Source organism: Candidatus Limnocylindrales bacterium, assembly GCA_035626395.1.
In the GTDB taxonomy this organism is placed as follows: Bacteria; Desulfobacterota; Binatia; order UBA1149; family CAITLU01; genus DASPNH01.
In genome coordinates this window covers 14,162-36,983 of record DASPNR010000016.1, presented here as the reverse complement: position 1 = coordinate 36,983, position 22,822 = coordinate 14,162, and the positions used below count along the sequence as shown (strand labels likewise).

General features: G+C 67.3%; 17 protein-coding genes. 9 read left to right on the top strand and 8 right to left on the bottom strand.

Annotation, left to right across the window (positions count from 1 at the left end; all coding sequences use genetic code 11):
• Positions 1–161: 161 nt before the first annotated feature.
• From VEC57_07515 to VEC57_07500, 4 genes are all read right to left on the bottom strand, one after another.
• Positions 162–1,544, bottom strand: a complete 1,383-nt coding sequence (locus VEC57_07515) for a sialidase family protein (protein HYB98973.1) — start codon at positions 1,542–1,544, stop codon at positions 162–164.
• Positions 1,545–2,952: 1,408 nt separating this feature from the next.
• Complete coding sequence (locus tag VEC57_07510) at positions 2,953–4,116, bottom strand: serine hydrolase domain-containing protein (protein HYB98972.1); 1,164 nt, start codon at positions 4,114–4,116, stop codon at positions 2,953–2,955.
• A 4-nt stretch (positions 4,117–4,120) separates the two neighbouring features.
• The gene (locus VEC57_07505) at positions 4,121–4,645 is read right to left on the bottom strand and encodes a hypothetical protein (protein ID HYB98971.1); all 525 of its coding nucleotides are present in this window, start codon (positions 4,643–4,645) and stop codon (positions 4,121–4,123) included.
• Positions 4,645–5,226, bottom strand: a complete 582-nt coding sequence (locus VEC57_07500; GenBank protein HYB98970.1) for an alpha/beta hydrolase — start codon at positions 5,224–5,226, stop codon at positions 4,645–4,647. Before VEC57_07500 ends, VEC57_07505 begins: the two co-directional genes overlap by 1 nt.
• 157 nt (positions 5,227–5,383) lie before the next feature.
• On the opposite strand from VEC57_07500, the gene VEC57_07495 reads away from it, so the two are divergent.
• The 3 genes from VEC57_07495 (at position 5,384) to VEC57_07485 (ending at position 9,498) form a co-directional block, all read left to right on the top strand.
• A complete protein-coding gene (locus tag VEC57_07495) occupies positions 5,384–6,721 on the top strand; it encodes a M20/M25/M40 family metallo-hydrolase (protein ID HYB98969.1) in 1,338 nt (445 codons plus the stop codon).
• 3 nt (positions 6,722–6,724) lie between these two features.
• A complete protein-coding gene (dcd, locus tag VEC57_07490; protein ID HYB98968.1) occupies positions 6,725–7,234 on the top strand; it encodes a dCTP deaminase in 510 nt (169 codons plus the stop codon).
• Between the two features lie 170 nt (positions 7,235–7,404).
• Positions 7,405–9,498 (top strand): hypothetical protein, encoded by a 2,094-nt coding sequence (locus tag VEC57_07485; GenBank protein HYB98967.1) that lies wholly within the window; start codon positions 7,405–7,407, stop codon positions 9,496–9,498.
• A 72-nt stretch (positions 9,499–9,570) separates the two neighbouring features.
• Here VEC57_07485 and VEC57_07480 read toward each other — a convergent pair whose 3' ends face one another.
• Positions 9,571–10,908: a glycosyltransferase family 87 protein gene (locus VEC57_07480; GenBank protein ID HYB98966.1), complete on the bottom strand. Its 1,338-nt coding sequence runs from the start codon at positions 10,906–10,908 to the stop codon at positions 9,571–9,573.
• Positions 10,909–10,985: 77 nt separating this feature from the next.
• Positions 10,986–14,465, bottom strand: coding sequence for a fibronectin type III domain-containing protein (locus VEC57_07475; protein ID HYB98965.1), 3,480 nt, complete (start codon positions 14,463–14,465; stop codon positions 10,986–10,988).
• 111 nt (positions 14,466–14,576) lie between these two features.
• Between VEC57_07475 and VEC57_07470 the strand changes: the two genes are divergently transcribed.
• Genes VEC57_07470 through VEC57_07455 form a run of 4 tightly spaced genes read left to right on the top strand, consistent with a single transcriptional unit; the run spans position 14,577 to position 18,042 of the window.
• On the top strand, positions 14,577–15,806 hold the full coding sequence (locus tag VEC57_07470) for a WD40 repeat domain-containing protein (protein ID HYB98964.1): 1,230 nt from the start codon (positions 14,577–14,579) through the stop codon (positions 15,804–15,806).
• 26 nt (positions 15,807–15,832) lie between these two features.
• Positions 15,833–16,396: a hypothetical protein gene (locus tag VEC57_07465; GenBank protein HYB98963.1), complete on the top strand. Its 564-nt coding sequence runs from the start codon at positions 15,833–15,835 to the stop codon at positions 16,394–16,396.
• A gap of 38 nt (positions 16,397–16,434) precedes the next feature.
• Entirely contained in the window at positions 16,435–17,538 is a 1,104-nt protein-coding gene (locus tag VEC57_07460; GenBank protein HYB98962.1) for a dockerin type I domain-containing protein, read from the top strand.
• An 18-nt stretch (positions 17,539–17,556) separates the two neighbouring features.
• Complete coding sequence (locus VEC57_07455) at positions 17,557–18,042, top strand: DUF1772 domain-containing protein (protein ID HYB98961.1); 486 nt, start codon at positions 17,557–17,559, stop codon at positions 18,040–18,042.
• Here the strand turns inward: VEC57_07455 and VEC57_07450 are convergent.
• Complete coding sequence (locus VEC57_07450) at positions 17,993–19,099, bottom strand: glycosyltransferase family 4 protein (GenBank protein HYB98960.1); 1,107 nt, start codon at positions 19,097–19,099, stop codon at positions 17,993–17,995. The genes VEC57_07455 and VEC57_07450 overlap by 50 nt on opposite strands.
• Before the next feature lie 38 nt (positions 19,100–19,137).
• Positions 19,138–19,923, bottom strand: coding sequence for a hypothetical protein (locus VEC57_07445; GenBank protein ID HYB98959.1), 786 nt, complete (start codon positions 19,921–19,923; stop codon positions 19,138–19,140).
• 122 nt (positions 19,924–20,045) lie between these two features.
• Here VEC57_07445 and VEC57_07440 point away from each other — a divergent pair, with 122 nt between their 5' ends.
• Positions 20,046–21,788 carry a class I adenylate-forming enzyme family protein gene (locus VEC57_07440; GenBank protein HYB98958.1) on the top strand — a complete coding sequence of 581 codons (1,743 nt, stop codon included), beginning with the start codon at positions 20,046–20,048 and terminating at the stop codon, positions 21,786–21,788.
• A gap of 75 nt (positions 21,789–21,863) precedes the next feature.
• Positions 21,864–22,814: a VOC family protein gene (locus VEC57_07435; protein HYB98957.1), complete on the top strand. Its 951-nt coding sequence runs from the start codon at positions 21,864–21,866 to the stop codon at positions 22,812–22,814.
• The last annotated feature ends 8 nt before the right edge of the window (positions 22,815–22,822 follow it).

The following is a 22,822-nucleotide window of genomic DNA, read 5'->3' as shown; positions in this document are numbered from 1 at the left end:
GGACAGGAAAGGACAGGAAAGCGGTACCAGCAAGCCTTCGCGGCATTCGCGCAGTTGTCAGAATGGACCTTATCGGACCCGGGCGAGACCATAGAACCGGTGGCGATACGATGCGGAAGTGCGTTTGAATGTCTTATCCGCATGCGATCCTTCGACGAGCCTTAGTCCGATCGCGCTTTGAACCGGGAACTGTCGTTGAGCGTCGCACTGGAGAAGGTTGCTTCCCAGCACTTGCCAGTCTCGGTGTTCACGAGTTGGGCTATGATGTTCGGGGCTTTGACGAGCGGCATGCGCGGTGGACCCAACGCGGCGCCAGCGGCGCGAAGTTGGATCTTTGCTCGCCCGTCGCTGCCGGGCGTCAAAGATAGAGAGCGAATAGACCCGTTGGAGAGCGCACTATCGCGGTAGGCAAAGCCGTCGCCTGCCGCGATCCAGCAAGGTCCGTCAGTGCAGGCCAATCCCGCACCGGCATCCGCTTCGAACACTACGCGCACGGTATCTGCAGGCCTGTCATAGATACAGAATGCATAGCTTGTGCCGGTGGTCGGGTCGCCGAGGTCCTCGGTGGTCGTGGCCTGTCCCGCAGTCCATTTCCACACCAGCTTGTCAGTGCCGCCCGGGCCATCCTTCAACATCAGGCGTGATCGGCCTGGCAGAGTTGGCGACAGGCAGGATGGCGACGGTGATGGGGGACAATCCTCCTGGCCGCGTGCGAAGAAAATATCGCGGTCATCGCCGACGGTGCCATTTAGCGAATTGTCCGAGGCCCACACGCCAATCCAGGCGCCGTTGCCGCCATAGCCGACTGTCGCAAGTGCGTCCGAGGCGGAGCCGTCACGTGTCGCACCAACGTTTACTGCCGACGGCGTGGTCCACGTTTGACCGCCGTCTAGTGATCGCGAAAAGAAAACGTCGGGATCCTGACCTGTTGTGCCGAATGACGTGTGCCAACTGGCGTAGAATGCACCGTCAGGCCCCACCTCCAGGCCGACGTCCTCCTCGTACCCATGATCCGAAGCGAATGTTGCCGCGAGTAGCTGCGGCGCAGACCATGTGGCTCCATTATCGATTGAACGAGCGACGTGGATACCCGTCTCCTCATCCACAACCGGCGCGGCCTGAAGTCCCCAGGCGATGACCCAGGACCCGTGGGCGTCCGTCGTCATTGCAAGACCCAGCGGGCTTCCAAAGCCGGCGGACCCCACAAACACCGGCGAACTCCACGTTTGGCCATTGTCGGCGCTGCGCGTTGCGACAACAGTACCACCGCGACGCCAGCAGGCGACCCAGTTGCCCGTACCGTCGGTCGCGGCGTCGATGAAGAAGTCGCTGTAGACATTATTTACGTCGTCGAAATCCAGCCGCTGCCGCGGCAGCCACGTCAGGCCACCATCGACAGACCGATCGAGCTGAACTTGGGTACCTCCACCGTCGCTGAAGATACCCCACGTTCCCAGCCCATCTGTCGCGATTGCAGGTCTCAGGCCACCGCCGAGCACGGTGGCAGCAGACCAGGTCTGTCCCGTATCCGCCGAGCGGCTCACGGTGACCTCCTGACCACCCCCGCGACCCCAAGCCGCAATCCAAATACCGGCTCCATCTGTTGTGACCGTCGGGGCAGTGTCATTGCTGTTCGGGTCGGAGGCTGCATTCGAATTGAGGGTTTGCGGAGTGCTCCACGTCATCCCATCGTCCGTAGAACGGACGAAGTACACATCAGTGTCACTCGCCGCTGAAGATGCAGCATCCCAAACGGTGATCCAGTTCCCGAGTTCGTCTCCATCGACAACAGGGCGGCCCTCATAGGCGGCGGGGTCATCGCTAACGGCGTGGGAGCCGATCGCCGCGGGAGGTCCAAACGACAGGGTCGCCTCTGCCTGAACCACCGATGTCAGCACAAGAGCGAGAGACCAACTGACAACGTGTACGAAGCTCATATCGTCCCAAGGCCGCTTGAATATGATCATCACGTAACTGCCCTTGGCACTTTGATATGCAGGCGCAAATTCACTGACACGGGGTCCCCCACGACGTGGATTCGCGGTCGCAATCTAGCGTATCATCATCGGCGGTTACACACTGTCTCCAGCACGCCAACTGCACGTCAAGGTCAGCAACGACGCCGTCGAGTCTGCCGTTGCTGAGATTTGGCTTGGCGTCGAGTTGTCGTGCACCTGACCGCACGCGCTCGACCTCCTCTGGGTTTCCGGTCAACTCGTAGACGTCTGCGAGCCTTGCACGCGCGTCATTGAGGGTGCCCTGAACGGGGTCACCGTTGCCCCGAGCCTTCCAGCTCGCCGGAGCACAGAGAGCGTCCTGCGTACTTGACAAATCGTGGCTCGGATTGCAGTCGATCCTCACAGAGCGGCATTTCTCCGTCGACTTGCAGTCCCCGTCGCCCTGGCATCGCTGATTTTTCAAAACACCACACGTAGCATCCGATTCAAGGGCCGTCCCCACGGAAACGCAATTGTGTGTATCGGTGAACGAGGTCTTGCTCAGGCACACGCCGCCAACGATCTCGCACGCTTTCTGATTGCATGGTGACGCCGCGTTTTCGCCAAGTTTGTCGTAACATGGCTCCCGCGAACCGCCAACGACAGTCTTTTCGCTAAGCACCGCCGTGGTTTGCGCGCTGTCCCGCGGCGCGGGGACAGGAAAGGACAGGAAAGCGGTACCAGCAAGCCTTCGCGGCATTCGCGCAGTTGTCAGAATGGACCTTATCGGGCCCGGGCGAGACCATGGAACCGGTAGCGATACGATGCGGAAGTGCGTTTGAATGTCTTATCCGCGAGATCGCGCGCACCCGCATCCGCCTCTACGGCATCGACGCCTTCGAGCGCGACGAGCTGTGTGGCCGCAGCGACGCCGTCGGAGCGACGCGCGCGGTCTGCGGTTGAGCCACGTTGAGCGAAGCGGCGGCCTGATGCGGAGCGAGCCGCGCGCGGCCTTTCAGCCGACCAGCGCCGCCTGCACCAGATCGCTCAGCCGCTGGTGCCGCGGCGTGCTCTTGGTCTCGCGCATCAGGCCGGCCGAGAGGAACACGTAGATGAGGTCACGCTCCGGATCGATCCAGAAGCAGTTCGAGCCGGCGCCGAAGCCGCCGAACGTCGACGGTGAGCTCATCAGCCCGAACGGCGTCGGAAAGTACGCGCCCTCGCCGCGCACGAAGAAGCCGTAGCCGAGGTAGGCGGGGAACAGCGGCCAGCCGAGCATCGTGCGCGCGAAGTCCCACAGGCTGTTGGGCAGGTCGCCGGTCTGATTGGTCGTCATCAGCCGGATCGTCGACGGCGACAGCAGGCGCTTGCCGTCGAGCTCGCCGCCGCGGCGGAAGCATTCGGCGAAGCGGTAGAAGTCGTGCGCGGTGGTGAGAAAGCCGCCCGCGGGCATCTCGAACTTCTCGTCCATCATCGCCGCCACGCCCTCGAGCAGATCGGCGTCGAACATGTCGGTGGTGCGGTCGCGCACGACCACCGGGACCCGGCGCGGCGCGAGATCGGGCCGCGCTCCCAGCGACGTGTCTTTCATTCCGAGCGGCTCGAGCAGATCCTCGGCGACCACGCGCCGGAACGGCCGGCGGCATCCTTCGAGCTTGCACACTACCTGTGCGAGCACGGCATGCGCCACCACCGCCGCATAGCTGACGCGCGTGCCCGGCGTCGCATCGGGCAGGACGCGCGCCGTTGCCATCGTCACGGCTTCGATGCTTCCGAAATCCTCCGGGGCCATTGGCGGCATGCCCAGGGGAAGCCCAGCCTTGTGGATGATGAGATCGCCGATGGTGACGTGCTGCTTGCCGAGCACGCCGAACTCGGGAATCACGTCCGCCACGGCCGTGGTCAGCGCGATGTCGCCGCGCTCCACGCGCATCATGACGACGGCGTTGGTCAGCTGCTTGGCGATCGACATGGAGAAGAAGACGTCGTCGGTGCGCGCGTGCCGGCCCGAGGCGCGGTCGGCGAAGCCGAACGCCTCGTGCATCGCGACGTGGCCGCCGCGGGCGACGAGCACGACGCAGCCGTCGTAGCGCTCGGCGTCGATGTCGGCGTTGATGGTGCGGCGCAGCCGTTCCAGGCGCTCGGGGTCGAATCCCAGCTCTCGTGCGTCCGTGCTCATCGTGTCACCTCTTCTGGCCGGAGTCGGCATTGCCCGCGCCGGCCTTCCCGGCGTCGTCGCCGCCGGCATCCTTCTTGTCGTCCTGACCGAGCACCTCTCCCTTCTTCTTCGGCACCAGCTTCATCGTGTAGGGGTGATCGGCATAGCGTACGAAAATGTCGGTCCAGTACTTGTCGGCCATGGCCGCGGCCACGGCGTCGGCCTTGTCGGGCGAGGGAACCATCTCCACCGCCGGAAACTCGAGATCGTCGGCGATGCGCACCGCGACGATCGGCTTGCTCTTGTTGCAGTCCACGCGCGCGGCGGCACGCGAGCCGAGCCGCACGTACACGTCCTCCTCCAGCACGACCAGCCACACGTACGACCAGTGCTCGCCTTCGTCCGGGCAGTCGGTGCGGAACTGCAGCGTGTCCTCGTCCATCCACATCTCGGGCGTCCATTCCGGATCCGGCTCCGATCGGGCGCCAGCCCCGAGCGCAAGCGCCATCACGATCGCCAGCGACAACAACGATGCGGCGACGTTCTTCATCACGATCTCCTTATCACCGGCAGATCCGGCACCAGCTCGGTCAGCAGCTCGAGGCCCTCGGGCCAATCTCCGAGGCCGCTGTCGGAATTGATGTGGCCGACCGGTCCTGCGTCCACGAGACGGCTTCCCCAGGCACGCGCGCAGCGCCCGGCGTGTCGCAGACTGCCGTACGAATCGTTGCGGCTCGCGACGATGATGCTGGGGAAGGGAAGGCGGATCATCGGAACCGGCGCGAAGCTGGAAGCCTCGCGCGGAAAGGACGCGCCCTCGGGGTCGGGCGGTGCCACCAGCAGCGCGCCGCCGATCAGCGGCACCACGCTCTCACGGCTGCGCGCGACGTTGCGCAGCATCGTCTCCTCGTTGACCCAGTGTGCGACCAGGAGGCAGGCCAGGCTGTGTGCGACGAGCACGACGTCGGGCGGCGAGGCGGCGATGGCGGCATCGAGCGAGAAGAGCCAGTCCTCGAGGTCCGGATGCTCCCAGTCGCTCTGCTGCACGCGCCGGAAGTCCGGATACAGCGTCTCCCAGTGCGTCTGCCAATGGTCCGGACCGGAGCCACCGAGGCCCGGCAGGATCAACACGCGCGTTTGCGGTGAGGAAGCCGTGGAACACTCCTCTAGAGGCTCAGCGTCATGAGCGGCGGGTTCATGGTGACCGTCACGAGGCCCATCGCGTGCATTGGTGCCACTATCGGCCGCCCCTTACAAGAGCGTGAATCGCTGCTATAACGGCGCGCATATGACATCCGCAGCACCAGCCATTCATTGGGACGGGATCACCGAGCAGGCCACCTCGCTCCTGTCCGAGTACATCCGCATCAACACCACCAATCCTCCCGGAGGCGAAGAGGCTGGCGCGATCTTCCTTCGCAACGCGCTGGCGCGCGAAGGCATTGACAGCAGCTTCTACGATGCCGGCAACGGCCGCGTCTCGATGTCCGCTCGCGTGCCGGCGACCGTCAATCGCGGGCTCGACCCGATCGTGCTGCTCTCGCACATCGACGTCGTGCCGGTGGAGCCGGAGCACTGGCGCGTGGATCCGTTCTCGGGCGCCGTCATCGAGAACGTCGTCTGGGGCCGCGGCGCGCTCGACATGAAGGGCATGGGCATCATGGAGCTGCTCACGCTCGCGCTCGTCAAGCATCACAAGCTGCCGCTGGACCGTGACCTCGTATTCGTGGCGGTCGCCGACGAGGAAGAAGGCGGCATCCACGGCATCCACCATCTGGCCGAGCATCACCCCGAGATCCTCAAGGCCTCCTATGTCTTCAACGAAGGCGCCTACGGCTTCTGCGAGTTCATGGGACGTCAGGCCAGCATCGTCGGCATCGCTCCGAGCGAGAAGAGCCCGTGCTGGCTGCGCCTCCGCTCGAAAGGGGTTCCGGGCCACGCCTCGGTCCCTCATTCGAAAAACGCGCTGCTCAAGCTGGTCAAGGCGCTCGCGCGCATCGACGCGCACGAGCGGCGCGCGGTCCTGACGCCGGCCGTCGAAGGAATGCTGAAGACGCTGTCGCAGAAGGGCTATCTGCCCGAGGACCTCGACCCGCGCGACGAGAACGTCCTGAACATGCTTGCTTCAGTGGACGCGCACCTCAGCGCCATCACCCACGACACCGTCAGCGTCACCAGCGTACACGCCGGCAGCAAGATCAACGTGATTCCAGCCGGTGCCGAGGCCACCGTCGACTGTCGGCTGCTGCCGACGACGGACCCCGCGCAGTTCGTCGATGAGATCCGGCGCATCGTCGATGATCCCGACATCGACGTGGAAGTCGTCTATCAGCACGACTCCGGCATGTCGTCGATGGACACTCCGGTGGTCAGCCTGGCGGCAGAGGTCATCAAGGAGAAGCTCGGCGACGACGCGTTCCTCATGCCGCAGCTGTCGCCCGGCTTCACCGACAGCCACGCCTACCGTGCCGCCGGAGCGCAGGCCTACGGCTTTACGCCCGCGCTTCTGACGCGCGAGGAGCTGACGACCATCCACGGGCACAACGAACGCGTCAGTGTGGCCAACCTGCGGCTGGGCACCGAAGTGCTGTTCGAGGTCGTGCGGCGCCTCGCGGCGCGAGGCTGAAGCGTGGTCCTGTCACGCGACAGCCTGCTCGCAGAGATCAAGGCCGGAACCGTCACCATCGACCCGTTCGACGAGCAATACCTGGGGCCGGCTTCCTACGATCTGCATCTCGGCAGCGAGATCCGCGTCCTCAATCGTTTCATCAAATCGGTCGACGTCACCGAGGACTCCGACTACGTCCGTTTCAGCAAGGTCGAAGCCCTTGTGGCGCCCTATGAGCTCGCTCCCGGACAGACGATTCTCGGCATCACGCGCGAGCGGATCAGCCTGTCGCCGCAGCTGTGCGGGTGGCTGGAGGGCCGCTCCCGCTTCGCCCGCCTCGGTCTGATGATCCACATCACTGCCGGCTTCGTCGCCCCCGGCGTCAGCAACCGACAGGTCCTCGAGATCTCCAATGTGGCGCCCTATGCGCTCCGCATCCACGCAGGCGTGCGCATCGCGCAGCTCATCGTCCAGAGAGTGGAGGGTGCGGCGGTGTACAAGGGACGCTTCGCGCAGCAGATGGATATCTGAGCGCATGACGGGGGGCGTATGCCCCGCATCGCCATCGGCTCCGCGATTTTTCCGTCCGTGTCGGCTCGTTCATGGCCGCAACGTCGTTGACCAGCGCCGCCTGGCCATGGGAAAAGAATACGAACGAGCATTTCGTCGCCATCGTCATCACCGCAACCTAGGGGTTCGACATGATTGTCCCATCGTTTATCTCGACCACTGCGCGGGCATCTCTGTTCGCTACCGCGTTCGCCGCGCTGACGCTGGTCTTTGCCGGCAGTCCGGCCGCAGCCCTGGCGGGCGAGATCCTTTGCGGCGACCCCATCGACGACGACGAGATCAAGGCATCCGACGCGCTCTACGTCCTGCGCACCGCGGTCGGCACGCTGACGTGCAGCCTGAGCGTGTGCGACCCGAACAACAGCGAATCGGTCACCGCCACGGACGCGTTGATCGTGCTCAAGGCCGCCGTCGGCACCGAGGTTCCTCTCAACTGCCCGTCGGCGACCACCACCACGAGCAGCACATCGACCTCCACGTCGTCGACGACGACCACGACGACGCTGTCGCCGACGACCACGCTGTCGCCGACGACCACGCTCAGCCCGACCACGACGCTGGAGCCACCCACGACGACCTTGGCACCGACGACGACGACCGAGCAGCCGACCACCACGACCGAGGAGCCGACCACCACCACGACGCTGGAGCCGACCACGACGACGATCGAGCCGACGACGACCACCGTGGGCCCGACGACGACCACGACCAGCATCGCGGACGCGCGGCAGCTCAACCTGGAGCTGCTGCCGCCGGTCCTCATGGCCGGCAACACCGGCAGCATCGAGGCTGTGGTCGTTGACGGTTTCGGCGACCCGGTTGATCCGCAGCCGGCCATCGATCTGAGCATCGCCCCCGGCGACGAGGCCACCGGTACCACACCCATGATTTCCGGCACGACGATCAACGTGCCCGCCGACGCTCGTGGCAATTTCGTGGTGACCGCGAACGTGCCTTCGCTGAACCTGACGCAGATGGCCACGCTGACGGTGCTCGAGCCGACGCCGATGAACACTGCGCTCAGCGAGTTCTCCGCCATGCTCGGCGGCGGCGCCGATTCCCTGTTCGAGGCGACCGCCGCCGCCGGCGGCACCGATCAGGCGGCCCTCGATACGGCGATCGCCGAGCTCGAGATGACGCTGAACGCCATCGATCTGGACCAGCTCCAGCTCGTCACTCCGCTCTCGCCGCCGGGCGGATTCCCGCCCTCGCTCGGCGAGCTGCAGTCCGAAGGCTTCACGGCGACCGCACAGGACACGACGTGGGTCTCGCTGGTCGATCAGATCAAGGCGCAGATGCAGGCGATCACCGATCTCATCCTCGGGCTGGACCCCACCAACGTCACCGACGAGCAGATCGATCAGCTGGCGCAGGAGGCAGGAGAGCTCAATGCGCTCGCCAACGCCCTGGCCGATCTGAACCCGACCGTGTACGCGGGCATCGCCGCGGAGAACGAGATCAACGTCCTGCTGGGTCAGACGCTGCCGAACTTCGTGGCGCAGATCCTGTCGTTCGCCGTCGACATGGCCGAGTCCGGCACGGTCGCAGGCGCTCCCTCGCCGGCGGCGACCGGATGGGTGGCGATGCTGCTGAAGGCGGCCGGTCCTTCGGAAGCCGAGGCCGCGTTCTTCTTCGACATCGTCGGCGCGATGGGAATCCAGGGAACGCTTGTGAGCCTGGCCGAGAAGATCTACGCCAAGTTCATCGAGGACCTCGAGAACATGGTCGCGATCCTCGTCCTCGAGGGCATTCTCGACGACTACGCCGCAACGTCCTTGTGCGATGCCAACAGCGGAGCCTCGGCGAGCTTCATCACGCCCGGCGCTCCGGGCAGCTGGCTCGAGGGTTACAACTTCAACCCGACGCCGGAGCTGAACCAGATCCTGTTCATCGGTCCCGAGGCGCCGCAGCAGGCGCGCAGCATCATCGAGTCGTTCAATCCGGAGGAGATCGAAGACCTCGACGACATCTACGAGTTCTTCAACGGCATCAAGGAAGCCTTCGAGTCGGCCGGCGAGGCCTACCAGAACGCGAACAAGACCGCCGACAACTACTATGCGTTCTCCGGTTTCTTCTGCACCGACAACGGCGACATCATCGACCTCAACGACGGCTTTCCCGACGTCCTCGGCGAATGCAGCATCTGCATCTCGCCGGTGCTGATCCTGCAGCATGATGTTACGCAGGGGGGGTGGAGTCTGATTACCGAAAACATGGTGCGCTGAGGCGGGCGCGCATAGCGCGCCATCTGCGTCGTTGGACGCCTGGTCGCTCGCTCCAGCGGGCCTCCAGCCCGCTTACGCTCGCTCCTCAGGCGTCCGCCTAGCATCTGGCGCGCTCTGCGCGCCCGCCTGGCGCATGAGGTCCGGCGCACTCTGCGTGAGTCGTTGTTCGTCTCGATTGTGTCGGTCGGGGCGGACTGGCCTGGGAGTCAGTGCGCACCAGTTCAGCCAGGCGCCGATGCCGAGGATGGAGACGATCATGGATGTACCGAGCATGTTCCATACCGGTTCGTGCTGGGGCAGGTGCTGCATTCCGTAGGCGTGCAGGAACTGCAGAGGCAGCGCGGCCGGCAGCGCCAGCATGCAGGCGAGCAGGCCGAAACGGCGGCGGTGCTTCCAGATGAGCGGCAGCGCGATCAGGAGCAGGAGCAGGACGTCGTAGTCGCGGTGGTACATCGCGGCGAAGAACAACAGGTTGGCGTTGAGCAGCAGCAGGCGGTCGCCGAAGCGGCGTCGGTAGCGGACCACGGCGGCCCCCGCACCGAGCACCAGCGCGGCCGCCGCCGCCAGCGCCGCGGTCTGCGGAAGGCCGAGCGATTGCAGGAACGGCCGCAGGTCGACTCGTCCCGAAGCTCCGAGCAGCGACGTGGCGTTGAGAGGATACGTCTCGACCGTCACCAGCCCGGTGAACAGGATTTCGAGGTGCCGCAGCGGGCCGAAGTACGCGAAGGTGGCGGGCACGTGCAGCAGTGCCGTGGCTGCCAGCGACAGGACCAACGCTCGCCAGTCGCCGGCCAGCAGCAGATACAGGAAGAACGGCGCCGCCATGTTCGGCTTGGAAGCGGCGACGGCCAGCAGCAGCGCCGCCGGCCACTCCCAGCCACGCCGCCGCACCAGCTCGATCAGGCAGAACGCGCCTAGCAGCCACGTCGTCGCCAGCGAGACGTTGCCCGCGTACAGCCCCAGCGTCGTTCCCTTGAATGCCAGCAGGCTCGCGGTGGCTACGAGCACGGCTCTGGCGCTGGGCGGATCCAGGCCGCGCCGCAGCCGCTCGGCGGTGCGGTGACAGATCCAGAGCGTGGCCGGCACCGCCAGCGCGAACCACATCGCCATCACCGCTGCCCAGGGCAGTGCGTCGAGCCAGCGGAAGAACACGAAGGCGCCTGCCAGATACGGCACGGGCGCTTCGCACTGGGCGGGCATGGCCGAAGCAGCCACGATTGCCGGATCGCAGGCGCGTGCGATGCGGATGCCGCCGAGCAGATCCCACAGCAGGTGGTCCTGGCCGGTCAGGTATGGATGCGCGTACCGGTACAGACCGGCCGCAAGATTGAGCCCGAGCAGCAGCGCGACCGCTGCGCGACGCAGCATCGTGTGCAGCAGTGCTCCCGCGTCTGCAATGCTCGTACGCATGCGTGCAATGGAAGGCCCGGCGGGCCCGCCGCGGCCGCAGCGTTAGCGCAACCTTCGGCTAGTACAACGGCTTGTGCCTACTTGCACTTGACGGTGCCCGACGAAAGGTAGACGCAGCGCCCGGACGTGCCGGTGAACACGGCTTCGCCGCACAGGTTCGTCGACGCGAACGGCGGGTCGAGCACGATGGTTCCGGTCAGCGGCAGATTGGCCGGCTGCACGTCGTAGCTCCCGCCCTTCCCGGCAATGGTGAACTGCACCGCGCCAGGGTCGGCCGGACTGATCTTGATCGTCAGCTTGTTGAGGCCCTGGATCAGCGGTTCGGACGCGCCGGTATTGAGGTACGAGAACACCGTGCGCGAGGCGTTGGCCTTCCATCCGACACGGCGGACTTCGTCGAACGCACCGCCGGGGATGGTCGCGTCCAGGATCAAATTGCCTGCGTCGTCCGTCAGCATCACGCGCACGCCGTCGGCGACCGGGTCGACGGTTTCCTTGGGTGACAGCGCCACGCGTCCCGAGAACTTCAACGCATCGTCGGCCTCCACCGTGCCGAGGCGGGTGATCGTGATGCTGGGACGGCTTGCGTAGACCGGCGTGAAGTTCGAGCAGGGGTCGCAGGCGTCTCCGGTGCCGTCATCGTCGGCGTCGATCTGGTCGGGATCAGGCTGCGCCGGGCACACGTCGAGCGCATCGCAGGTGCCGTCGCCGTCGCTGTCGGTGGCGACATCGTTGGCGGGGCAGCTGGTGCTGGCGCCGGTGCAGACCTCGGCGGCGTCGCAGACGCTCGTCGAAGCGCGGCACTCCACGCCCGCCGGCTGCAGCGCGTCGGCTCCGCAGCTCGCGCTGGTTCCGCTGCAGTTCTCCGTCTTGTCGCAAAGGTCGGCGGCGGCGCGGCACACGGCGCTGGTCGGCAGAAAGCCGTCGTTCGGACATGCAGGGCCGCCGCCGGTGCAGCTCTCGACGACGTCGCATACGCCGGCCGACTGGCGACAGACGGTGCCGCCTGGCTGGTACTGGTTGGCCGGGCACGCCGCCGACGCGCCGGTGCAACTCTCGGGCACGTCGCATACGCCGGCCAGTCCGCGGCAGACCGTGCTCGCCGCAGCGAAGGTGTCGGCGGGACAGCTCGTCGTCAATCCGCTGCATCGCTCCACGACGTCGCACGAGCCGGCGGATGCGCGGCATACCGTCGAATTGGACGCATACGCGTCGGCGGGGCACGTGGCCGAGGAGCCGGTGCAGCTTTCGGCAGCATCGCAGACATCGATCGAAGGGCGGCAGACGGTGCTGCTGGGCTTGAGCGAGTCGGCGGGGCACGCCGACGCCGATCCCGTGCACGTCTCGGCCTGATCGCAATCTCCCGCGGCGCTGCGGCAGACCGTCGACGAAGGCTCGAACGAGTTGGCGGGGCACGACGAGGATGTGCCGGTGCATGTTTCGGCCACGTCGCACACGCCGGTGGAGCCGCGACAGACGGTGGAACTCGAGGCGAACGTGTCGGCGGGGCAGACGGTGGATGCGCCGGTGCACGTTTCGGCGACGTCGCAGACGCTGAACGCGGAGCGACAGACGGTCGAGCTCGGCGCATAGGTATCGGCAGGGCAGCTGGCGGAGGTGCCGCTGCAGCTCTCGCTCTGATCGCAGATGCTTGCGGCCTCGCGGCACACGGTGGCCGGGCCGAGCAAGGCATCGGCCGGACAAGCGCTCGAGCTGCCCGTGCACGTCTCGGGCTGATCGCACGGCCCACTCGAAACGCGGCAGACCGTGGCCGAAGAGGCGAACGAGTCTGCGGGACAGGTCGAGGAGCCGCCGGTGCAGTGCTCGGCCGCATCGCACGGCGTCGCTGCTGCACGGCAGACGTCACTCGACGGCCGCACCTCGTCGGCCGGACAGATGCTGGTGATGCCGTCGCAGGTCTCGGTGGCGTCGCAGATTCCCGAGGCCGTGCGGCAGACCACGCTGCTCGCCGCCACGGCGTCGGCCGGGCAGCCGGCCGATGCTCCCGTGCATTTCTCGGCGACGTCGCAGACGCTGGCGGCGGCGCGGCAGGTCGTCGTGCTGCTCACGAAAGCGTCGGCGGGGCAGGTGCCCGAAGCGCCGCTGCACGTCTCGGCCGCGTCGCAGACCCCCGCCGAGGCGCGGCACTGCGTGCTCGAGGATCGGAACTGGCACGTCGCGGAGCAGCACGAGGAAGCGGTGCCGTTGGCGGCACCTTCATCGCACTGCTCGCCGCTGTCGACCACGCCGTTGTCGCAGACGCCGCCGGTCTTGGTCAGGACGAGCTGGTCGAAGACCGCGTTGTTCTGATCGATGGCCTTCATGGTCATCGTGGTGTTGTTGGCGATGCGCACCTCCACGTGCTGGAAGCGCGCGAAGCTGCAGTACTGGCCGCCAACGCCGTTGGGGCAGTTGTTGGCCATCCAGTTGCAGTAGGTCTTGCTGCCGAACACCGGCTGGCGGTAGGGGCCGCCGCCGTCGGAGTTGGCGGCGCTGTCGAGAGTCTGGCCGCCGGCGCCGGTCATCACGTAGATGGTTCCCTTGCCGTCCGAGCCCTTGCCGCCGTTGGCCAGATACTCATCGAGGAGCTTGGATCGCTCGTAGATGTGGTCGTGGCCGAAGAAGACCACGTCCACCTGATGCTTCTCGAAGATCGGCGCCCAGTTCTCCTGCACCGCCTGGTCGGTGCCGAAGGAGGCGATGCCGTTGGCGCACGAGTAGGGAGGATGGTGCAGGAACACGAACTTCCACTTGCGGAGCGTGGAGCCGAGGTCGGCGTCGAGCCACTGGGTCTGCGTGGTGTTGATGCCGGCGGGATTGGAGTCCATGACCACGAAGTGGGCGTCGCCGTAATCGAAGGAGAAGTAGCGCTCCGCCTGACCCGAGGGCGCATTGCGGGGCAGCTCGTGCATGCGGATCTCGACCGAGCTGGCCCAGTTGCTGGTGCCCACGTCGTTCAGGTCGTGATTGCCGAGCGCGGGCATCCACACCGCCCGCCGGAGGATGTTGTTGCGGTACTCGGGAATGAACACGTTGTCGTCCCAGTCCGACTGCGTCCCGTTCTGGTAGGCGTTGTCGCCGACGGTGAGGAGCAGCGGCGGGTCCGAGGCGCCGATGTTGTTGGCGACGTTGGCCTGCCCGGAGGTGCCGGCGCCGAAGTCGCCGATCATCGCGAAGAAGGTCTCGCTGGCGTCGTTGAACGCCTTGAACGTCTGGAAGTAGGTGGTGTCCAGGACGACGACGTTGTTGGTCAGCAGCCGGTAGTAGTAGCGGGTTCCCGGCTGCAGCCCGGTCAGCTTGACGCTGTGGCAGGTGCCGGCCGAGCCGACCTCGCAGCTGGAGGTCTGGGCGACCGTGACCGACTGGCCGAGAGCGGTGGTCAGGCCGTACTCGACCTTGCTGTTGCCGGCCACGTTGGTCCACCACAGGAGCGTGATCGTGGTGGTCAGGCCGTCGGGATTCTGGATGAGCGGCCCGCGCGTCAGGGATTGCGCGAACGCCGTTGGCGCGGCGGTCGCGATGAGCAGGCCGATCAGAAAGGCGGACAGACTTTTCACCGACACCCCCGAGGCGTGACTGCTCCTTCCCCGCGAGCAGCAGGCCGGCGACCATAGCCGAAGCAGGCGGGGGGATGGAAGCGATTCCTCCGCGAGGATAGAAGCGCAGGCATGGTCGGGAAGCTTGGCCGATGTTTCGCGGTGTGGACGGTGCTGGTGGCGTGCGCAGGATGCGCTGCCGGAGGCGGCGGCAGCCAGGACCGGCGGGGGGTGGGCGTGGAGCCGCCGCTCGGCGTGGTCGACGAGGAGCCGCCGCCGCGGCCGAAGGGCCGGGCCTCGGAGGCTTCGACCTCGCCGGAGATCATCCGCTACGACAAGGAAGCCGTGCGCGCAGCTGGTCTCTCCGAGAGCGGCCCGGACCGATCCCGGATCACGCCGGCCGAACCGGGCGTGCGCATCGAGGAAGCGCAGGATCCGCGCATCCGCGCGATTCTTCCCGACGCACGCTGCCAGAAGCCGGCGCGGACCGATTCGGCCGGAAACGCGCCGCGCTGCACGGTGTCGCTGCGGCGCGCAAGCTCGGCGATGGGCGCCGACGTCGGCGGCGCCTACGCGGTCGTCTCTCTGATCGACTGGTCGACGACTTCATGGACGGTGCCGGAGCTGGCACTGATCCGCGCGCTTCAGCCGCTGACGACGGAGAAGGATCCGAGCGTCATTGCGGTCAGCGACGCACGCCGCGAAGTGGTGCTGACGGTGACGGGGCAGATCTTCCGCTACGACCTCGAGAGCGGCCGGCAGCTGAACGTCTACGATGGCCCCGGCGGCCGCATCGGCGCGCTGGCATGGTCGGCCGACGGCGCACGCGTCGTGGTCATTGCCGGCGGCCGCGCGCATCTTCTCGACCGCGAGATGCGGCTGGTGCGCACGCTCGCCGCCGAAGGCGAGGCGGTTGCGATCGCGGTCAGCGCCGATGGAAAGCGTGCCGCCGTCGGCACCGACATCGGCGGCGTGTTCGTCTTCGGCCTCGACGGCGGACCGCCGCGCGCGGTATCGCGATCGACGCAGGCGGTCGGTGCGCTGGCTTTCACGTCTTCGGCGCTGGTGGTCGCCGGACGCGACGGCATCTTGCGCTCGCTCGATCCTGGCAGCGGCCGCGAGCTCGGCCGCGCCGACGCCGGCGCCGCGCTGTCGCGGCTGGTCGTCTCTCCCGATGGCAGGCGCGCGGCCACGATGGCACGCGACTTCGTCCTGCGCGTGCACGCGCTGCCGAGCGGCAAGGTGACGTGGAAGACGGACTGGCACCGTGCAAACTTCGCCGGTCTGGCCTGGGGCGCGCGCAGCACCATCGTCGCCGTCGACAACGACGGAGAGCTGGCCGCATGGGACGTGGCACAGTGACCTCGAAAAGCTCCGCGAAACGGTGGTTGCCGACCGCAACCACTTCGGCCCGCTTCTTCGTGCCGGTCCTGCTCGTTGCAGCGCTGGCCGGCTGCGCCGGCTCCAAGAGCACCGCATCGCTGGTGCGGCTGGACGCGAAGGAGACGCCGCGAGGAAAGCCGGACATCGAGGTGAAGGACGGACGAGTGGATCCGCAGACGCGCCTTGCCGACATCGATGCGACCGCGCCGTCGGACGCCTATCCACTGCACGTCGAGCCGCCCGTTCCCGTTGCGCTGGAGCGGTTGATCTACGCCAACCTGCCGCCCATCAACGTGCCGCTGCCGTTCACGAAGGTGGATGTGAAGATCCAGGACATCATTCTCGTGCGCGAAACCGGTTTCGCGCGCAGCGACGACCTGACCTGCACGATCGAGTCGACCGTCGTGTTGCGGCGCGGACACGCGAAGTCGCCGATGAAGCGCGTCACCACCGAGGCCCGCAACCGGACCAACACCTCGCCACGCATCTCGGTGGCGGGCAAGGTCATCCTGCAGCAGTGCCTGAGCCAGCATGCCATCGAGCTGATCCAGAGCGTGGGCGGTCTTTGAGCGGGCGCCGCGACTGCGATGCAGCCGAGGAGCCGTTCGTGTTGACCGCGCCGGCGGGGATGGAGAAGGTGCGTGCGATCGTCCGCCCCACCGGCCTGCTCGCGGACAAACCGGCGGCGCAGCCGCCAAGGGTGCACGAGCCGTACGCCGATATCCGAAGCGAGCTGGCGCAGGATTCCATGCCGGCAGCAGCGACAAGGAGGCCGCGCATGTTCCACCTTCGATTTCGACCGCATCTTCCCAGCGCGGCGCTGGCCGCGGCGATCGTGCTGGCTGGGGCCGCTCCCGCGCGCGCCAACTTCCATTTCGCGCACATCAGCCGCGTCATGAGCGGCCAGCCGCAAGGCGACGTGCAGTACGTCGAGATCGTCATGACGGCGAGCGGACAGCACGTCGTCTCCGGCAGCAAGCTGGCTGCGTTCGATTCCACCGGCGCCTTCTCGCACGTGATCACGACGCTGAGCAGCAACGTCACCGGCGGCGACGACCGGCCCTGGATCATGGCCAGCGAAGGTTTCGCGGCGGCCTCCGGCATCACGCCCGACTTCGTCTTCTCCACCGCCGACGGCAACGGCCTGATCGCCACCGACGCCATGGTGTGCTGGGGCAAGCCCATCGACCAGACGAACCCCAACCACTACGTCGACTGCGTCGCGTACGGGAACTACGAGGGACCCGACAACGACCACACGACGGCGCCGCATCCTCTCGATCCGTTCGGCCACGGCCTTGTCCGAGGCGCGCACATGCACAACAGCGCGCTCGACTTCTTCTGCGAGGCGCCGGCGATGCCGCGAAACAACGCGCAGCAGACGGGCACCGTGCAGGCGCAGGTTCCCTGCGAATGCGGCAACGACGTCGTCGACGGCGATGAGGAATGCGATCGCACCGACGATGAGGCGTGCCCGGGCGGATGCACCGCCGAGTGCCTGTGCTCGATCCTGTGCGGCGACGCCAACGGCGACGGTGAGATCAAGGCCACGGACGCGCTGGCGGTCCTGCGCGCCGCCGTCGGCGCCGATTCGACCTGCACGCTGGCCACCTGCGACGTCGACGACAACGGCTCGATCCTGGCATCGGACTCGCTGCGAGTGCTGCGCGCCGCAGTCGGGGCCGACGTCGACCTGACCTGTCCGGCCTGAGAGATGGGATCGGGGGAAATGCCTGTCCGCCCTGAAATGCGATCGGCCGCCATTCTGCGGGCGCTGTACCTGCTTGCCGCGGCGGCCGTCGGCCTCTTCGCCGGCGCCATGCTCACCGAAGCCGGCGTGCTCGTGCCGTACTGGCGATCGCTGGGGGCAGCGGAGTTTTACGCGTGGTACGCGGCGAACGACGAGCGACTGTTTTCGTTCTTCGGCAGCCTGACGGTCGCGGCGCTCGTGCTGGCGCTGCTGGCGGCGATCGTGTCGCTTCGCCAGCGCGCGCAGTCGCGTCGGCTCTGGGCTGCCAGCGCCGCACTGATGCTCGCCTGCGTGCTGATGTTCCCGCTCTACTTCGAAGCTGCCAACGCCAGCTTCAGCGCAGCCACGCTGAGCGACGGAGAGCTCTCGAAGGAGCTGGCCCGGTGGGCGAGCTGGCACTCCGTGCGAACGTTTCTCAGCTCCGTCGCATTCGTTCTGGCGCTGCGCGCCTGCTGCTTGCGCTGACGACCCCGCGGCTGGCCGGAAGTGCGGTGATCTGCACGACGCCGAGCGCTCGCGCCGCCGCCGACAGAGCGGGCCCGAGCATCGGCGAGCGAAGCAACGCGGCTCGCAGTCTGCGGCCGCGCGTCCTGGCAAGATGCGCTCGCCACGCGTCGTTCTCGGCTGCCACGTCCACGGAAGACGCCTTGTCACGCACGACGTCCCGGTACAGCGAGATCAGCGCATCTACTGTCCGTTCGAGGTCGGCGTGCTGGCGGATCCACAGCGAGGCTGCGCGTGCGGCCGCAGGCTCGTAGCCTGCGATGCGCCTGCGCACGCCATCGACGTCGAGCGGGTCGGTCATCAGCCGCATGCCGAAGTTCCAGCGTCGTACCTCTTGGACGTTGTCACCCGTCACCATCGGCCCAAGACCCCATGCATCGCAGACGACCACAGCGGCGCCGACGGCCGAGGCCTCGGTGGCTGCGCGTCCTTTGGCGAAGACGATGTCGTACTTCGCCAGCTCCTGCTCGGGCGCCTCGCACGACGCGCCTGCGGCGTGTCCCATCACGTCGACCGCCACGCCCTCGGCGTCACAAGCCCGCTGCAGCACGGGAAGATGCGTGCCGGCGTGGGCGTAGTTGCTGAAGACGAGCGCGCGCCGCGGGCGCGCCGGCAGCGGCTCGGTGCGTGCAGCGAACCTCGACAGATCGACGCCGTTGCCGATGATGCTGCAGGCGGCATCGTCGATGCCCGCAGCCTCGAGCCTTTCGCGCGTGTTCCGGCCGACGGCAACGTACCGGCGCAATCGCGGATGCCGCGGCGGATCATCCATCGGCGCGCGCTCGTCGTGCACGACGAACAGTGCGGGTACGCCGGCCGCCGCGCGCAGGGCATCCATCGTCGGCGTGTCGTGGTGGCCGTGGATGACGTCGAAGCCGCTGCCGATCGCGCGTGCCCGGCAGAAGACGCGGATCCCATTGCGCTGCAGCTCCGTTGCCAGCGGCCCCGGCTGCGGCGTGTACACCGTGACCTCGTGCGCGCGCCGGCGCAGCGCCAATGCGACGTCGCGGACGTACAGCTCCGTACCGGTGCGGCCGTCCAGACGGATGTTCGTGATCAGGATGCGCAGCGCAGATCCCCGCCGCGCTGCGTGGCCGCCGCCAGAGCCTCCGCGAAGGGGACGACGTGACCGCGGAACGTGACGGCGCGTTCGTAGACGCCCTGCTCCACGAGGCGACGCCCGAGCTCCTCGTACGCCGGCGGGCCCGTCTCGCCGGCCGCCGCGCGGTTCCACGCCGCCGACTCCATCAGCCGCTCGAGGCCGAACCAGTCGCGGCCGCGCGCCTCGAGAAACCAGTCGGTCTCGGTGCGAAGGCCGGTGTCGGTGTAGGAGACCGCGGCGCGCTGCTTGGCGGTGAGCGTGGCCTCGTCCAGCTCGATCGTGATCTCCCGTCTCGGCCGCAGCGCCGATGCGTCGCCGCAGTAGCCGTACATGGGAAAGGAGTAGCAGGCGATGGGGCTGTCCAGAGCGTTGGCGGCACGTTCGACGGCAGCGTCGATCAACAGCCGGCAGATATCGTGGGTCAGATACTGGCGCTCGCAGGCGTCGCCGACGAGGACCTCCGGCCGCGCCGCGATGATCTCGCTGGTCAGATCGTCGCACCACTCCAGAAGGGGGCCGTGCTCGCCGGCGAGGAGCCACGAGTAGACCTGGCCATCCGAGAATCGGCCGAACAAAGCGCCGCAGCTCGCTCCGCAGCTTTCGACGACGGCGCGGCATTCGTCGATGCGCGACTGGCCCGCTCGGCTGCGGCCATCCGTCAGGATGTGCACGGCCGGACGTGCGCGCCGCATCCATTCGTAGACGAACAGCTCGTGCCCGGGATGGGCCAGGACCAGCATCGATCGCATCCGGCAAAAAAGCGCGCACGGCGGCTCTGAGTCAACGCCGACGCAGGAATTGGTGATTTCGAGGCCGGACGTCGGGCTCGCCCCGCGGCGCCTTCCGGTGTAAGTGCGCCGGCATGAGCATCGCCTCGATTGCCGAAGTGACCGCCAGGCTGACCGCGCCCGGACAGCCCTTCGAGATGGAGGAGCGCGACATCCGCGGAATTCCGACCCGCGTCTGGAAGCACGCACCGCCGTCACTGGCCGCCATCCTTCAGGGCAGTGCCGCGTTCGGAGATCGCGACTTCCTCGTCTACGAGAACGAGCGCTGGAGCTACGCGCGCCATTTCAACATGGCTGCGCGTCTGGCCGAGGTGCTGATCGAGCGCCACGGCATCGTCAAAGGCGATCGCGTGGCGGTGGCGATGCGCAACTTTCCGGAGTGGCCGGTCGCCTTCTGGGGCGCGGCGGCCGCCGGTGCCGTGGTCGTCCCGCTCAACGCATGGTGGACGGGCGCCGAGCTGCTCTACGGCCTGCGCGACTCGGGCACCAGGGTCCTGATCTGCGACGGCGAGCGCCTTGCGCGCATCGAGAGCGAGCTGCCGGCGCTGCGCGGCGAAGGGTTGGTCACCCTGGTCGTGCGGCACTCGGGTTCGCTGCCCGAGGGCGTCGAGCGCTTCGAGGACGTCATGGGTGTGGTGCCTGGCGACATGAAGCTGCCGGCGGTGGCGATCGATCCCGAGGACGATGCCACGATCTTCTACACCTCCGGCACGACCGGCAATCCCAAGGGCGTGGTCGGCACGCACCGCAACATCTGCGGCAACCTCCTCAGCCTCGGCTTCGTCATCGCGCGCAACGCGGCTCGAACGGCGGCGGCCGCGGCGGCCGGGCTCCATGATGCAGGGCCGGCAGCGCCACAAGCAGCCGCGCCGGGTCAGGGCGTCAATCTCGTGTCGGTGCCGTTCTTCCACGCCACCGGCTGTCACTCGATCCTGGTGGCCAATCTGGCCGCCGGCAATCGTCTCGTGCTGATGCACAAGTGGGATCCGGCGCGAGCGCTCGAGCTGATCGAGCGCGAGCGCGTGACGAACTGCGGCGGCGTGCCGGCGATGGTGTGGCAGATGATCGATCATCCCGACTTCGCCAGGCGCGACCTGTCGAGCCTGCGCGGCATCGGCTACGGCGGTGCGCCGGCTGCGCCCGAGCTCGTGCGAAGGATCGCCGAGCTGTTTCCCGGCCGCACGCCGAGCAACGGCTACGGCCTGACGGAGACGTCGTCGGTGACGACGATGAACGCCGGATACGACTACCTGCGCCATCCCGACAGCGTCGGCGTTCCCATCCCGGTGTGCGACGTCAAGGTCGTGGACGAAGAAGGGCGCGAGCTGCCGACGGGCGAGGCCGGCGAGCTGTGGATCAAGGGGCCCAACGTGGTCAAGGGCTACTTCAACAAGCCCAAGGAGACGCAGGCATCCTTCACCGACGGCTGGCTGCACTCCGGTGACGTCGCGCGCATCGATGCGGAGGGATTTGTGTATCTCGTCGATCGTGCCAAGGACCTGCTCATTCGCGGCGGCGAGAACATCTCCTCCGTCGAAGTGGAAGCGGCGCTGTTCGAGCATCCCGCCGTCACCGACGCTGCCGTCATCGGCATTCCGCATCAGGTGCTGGGCGAGGAGGTCGGCGCCGTCGTGCACCTCAAGCACGGCATGACCGCGACCGAAGAGGAGCTCAAGCGCCACGTTGCGCAGCGGCTGGCCGGGTTCAAGGTGCCCGTGAAGATCTGGTTCTACGATGAGCCGCTGCCCCGCAACCCCGCCGGGAAGATCCTCAAACGCGACCTTCGCAAACAGCTCGTCGATGGGCTCGGGTCGTGAATTCATGCTTCCTTGCCCACGAAGCGCGCATTCGTCCCTGATTCCCGGCCGTCACTCGAAACAGAGGAAGAACCGATGAGCGAGACGAAGCCGGTCCTGAAAACGCTCGATCACGTCATCATCGCCGTGCGCGATCTCGGCGCCGCGTGTGCGCAGTACGAGAGGCTGCTCGGCCTGTCGGCGTCATGGACGGCGCATCATCCCGAGATCGGAACGGCCAACACGCTCTTTCGTCTCGACAATACGTATCTGGAGCTGCTCGCTCCCGACGGCGAGGGGCCGCTCGGCGAGATGCTGCAGGACTGGATCGACGTTCGCGGCGAAGGCCTGCTCGGCCTGGCCTTCGGCACCGAAGACGCCCACACCTGCCACGCCGCGTTCGCCGAGCGCGGGCTGCGGCCGGGCGACGTCGACGAAGGCCAGGGCCAGGACGTCGACACACGCGCGATCCGGCAGTGGCGGCGCATCACGCTGCCCATCGACCGCACGCGCGGCGTGCTGCTGTTCGCGATCGAGCACCTCTCGCCGGTGGAGGCGCTCCCGCGCGCGGCAACGGTCGGCGACGAAGCCGCAAGCGTCTACGCGCTCGACCATGCCGTCGTGCAGACGCGAGACGCCGAAGCGGCCAGGCACCTGTATGGAGACGAGCTCGGCCTGCGCCTGGCGCTCGACAAGACATTCGCGGATTGGGGTACGCGGCTGATGTTCTTTCGCGTCGGCGGCGTCACCATCGAGGTTGCTTCGATGCTGCAGCCCGCCGGTGACGGCGAGGGCGCGGCCGCCGCAGGCGCGATGGCCGGCGCCACCGACGCCGACGCCTCCGGTCCGACTCCCGATGAGGATCGGCTGTGGGGACTGTCCTATCGCGTCGGCAACGCCGACGCCGCACGCGCCCGTATCGCCGCAGCCGGCTTTGACGTGTCGGAGGTACGGCCGGGCCGGCGCCCGAACACGCGCGTCTTCAGCGTGCGCAACAAGACCTGCGGCATTCCGACGCTGATGCTCGAGGTGACGCCGGCGCAGTAACGGCGGGC

Excerpts from the sequence above, each read along its gene's own strand:
- VEC57_07510 (HYB98972.1), bottom strand. The coding sequence starts at position 4,116 with ATGAGCACGGACGCACGAGAGCTGGGATTCGACCCCGAGCGCCTGGAA.
- VEC57_07505 (HYB98971.1), bottom strand. The coding sequence starts at position 4,645 with ATGAAGAACGTCGCCGCATCGTTGTTGTCGCTGGCGATCGTGATGGCG.
- VEC57_07495 (HYB98969.1), top strand. The coding sequence starts at position 5,384 with ATGACATCCGCAGCACCAGCCATTCATTGGGACGGGATCACCGAGCAG.
- VEC57_07485 (HYB98967.1), top strand. The coding sequence starts at position 7,405 with ATGATTGTCCCATCGTTTATCTCGACCACTGCGCGGGCATCTCTGTTC.
- VEC57_07480 (HYB98966.1), bottom strand. The coding sequence starts at position 10,908 with ATGCGTACGAGCATTGCAGACGCGGGAGCACTGCTGCACACGATGCTG.
- VEC57_07470 (HYB98964.1), top strand. The coding sequence starts at position 14,577 with ATGGTCGGGAAGCTTGGCCGATGTTTCGCGGTGTGGACGGTGCTGGTG.
- VEC57_07455 (HYB98961.1), top strand. The coding sequence starts at position 17,557 with ATGCCTGTCCGCCCTGAAATGCGATCGGCCGCCATTCTGCGGGCGCTG.
- VEC57_07445 (HYB98959.1), bottom strand. The coding sequence starts at position 19,923 with ATGCTGGTCCTGGCCCATCCCGGGCACGAGCTGTTCGTCTACGAATGG.
- VEC57_07440 (HYB98958.1), top strand. The coding sequence starts at position 20,046 with ATGAGCATCGCCTCGATTGCCGAAGTGACCGCCAGGCTGACCGCGCCC.
- VEC57_07435 (HYB98957.1), top strand. The coding sequence starts at position 21,864 with ATGAGCGAGACGAAGCCGGTCCTGAAAACGCTCGATCACGTCATCATC.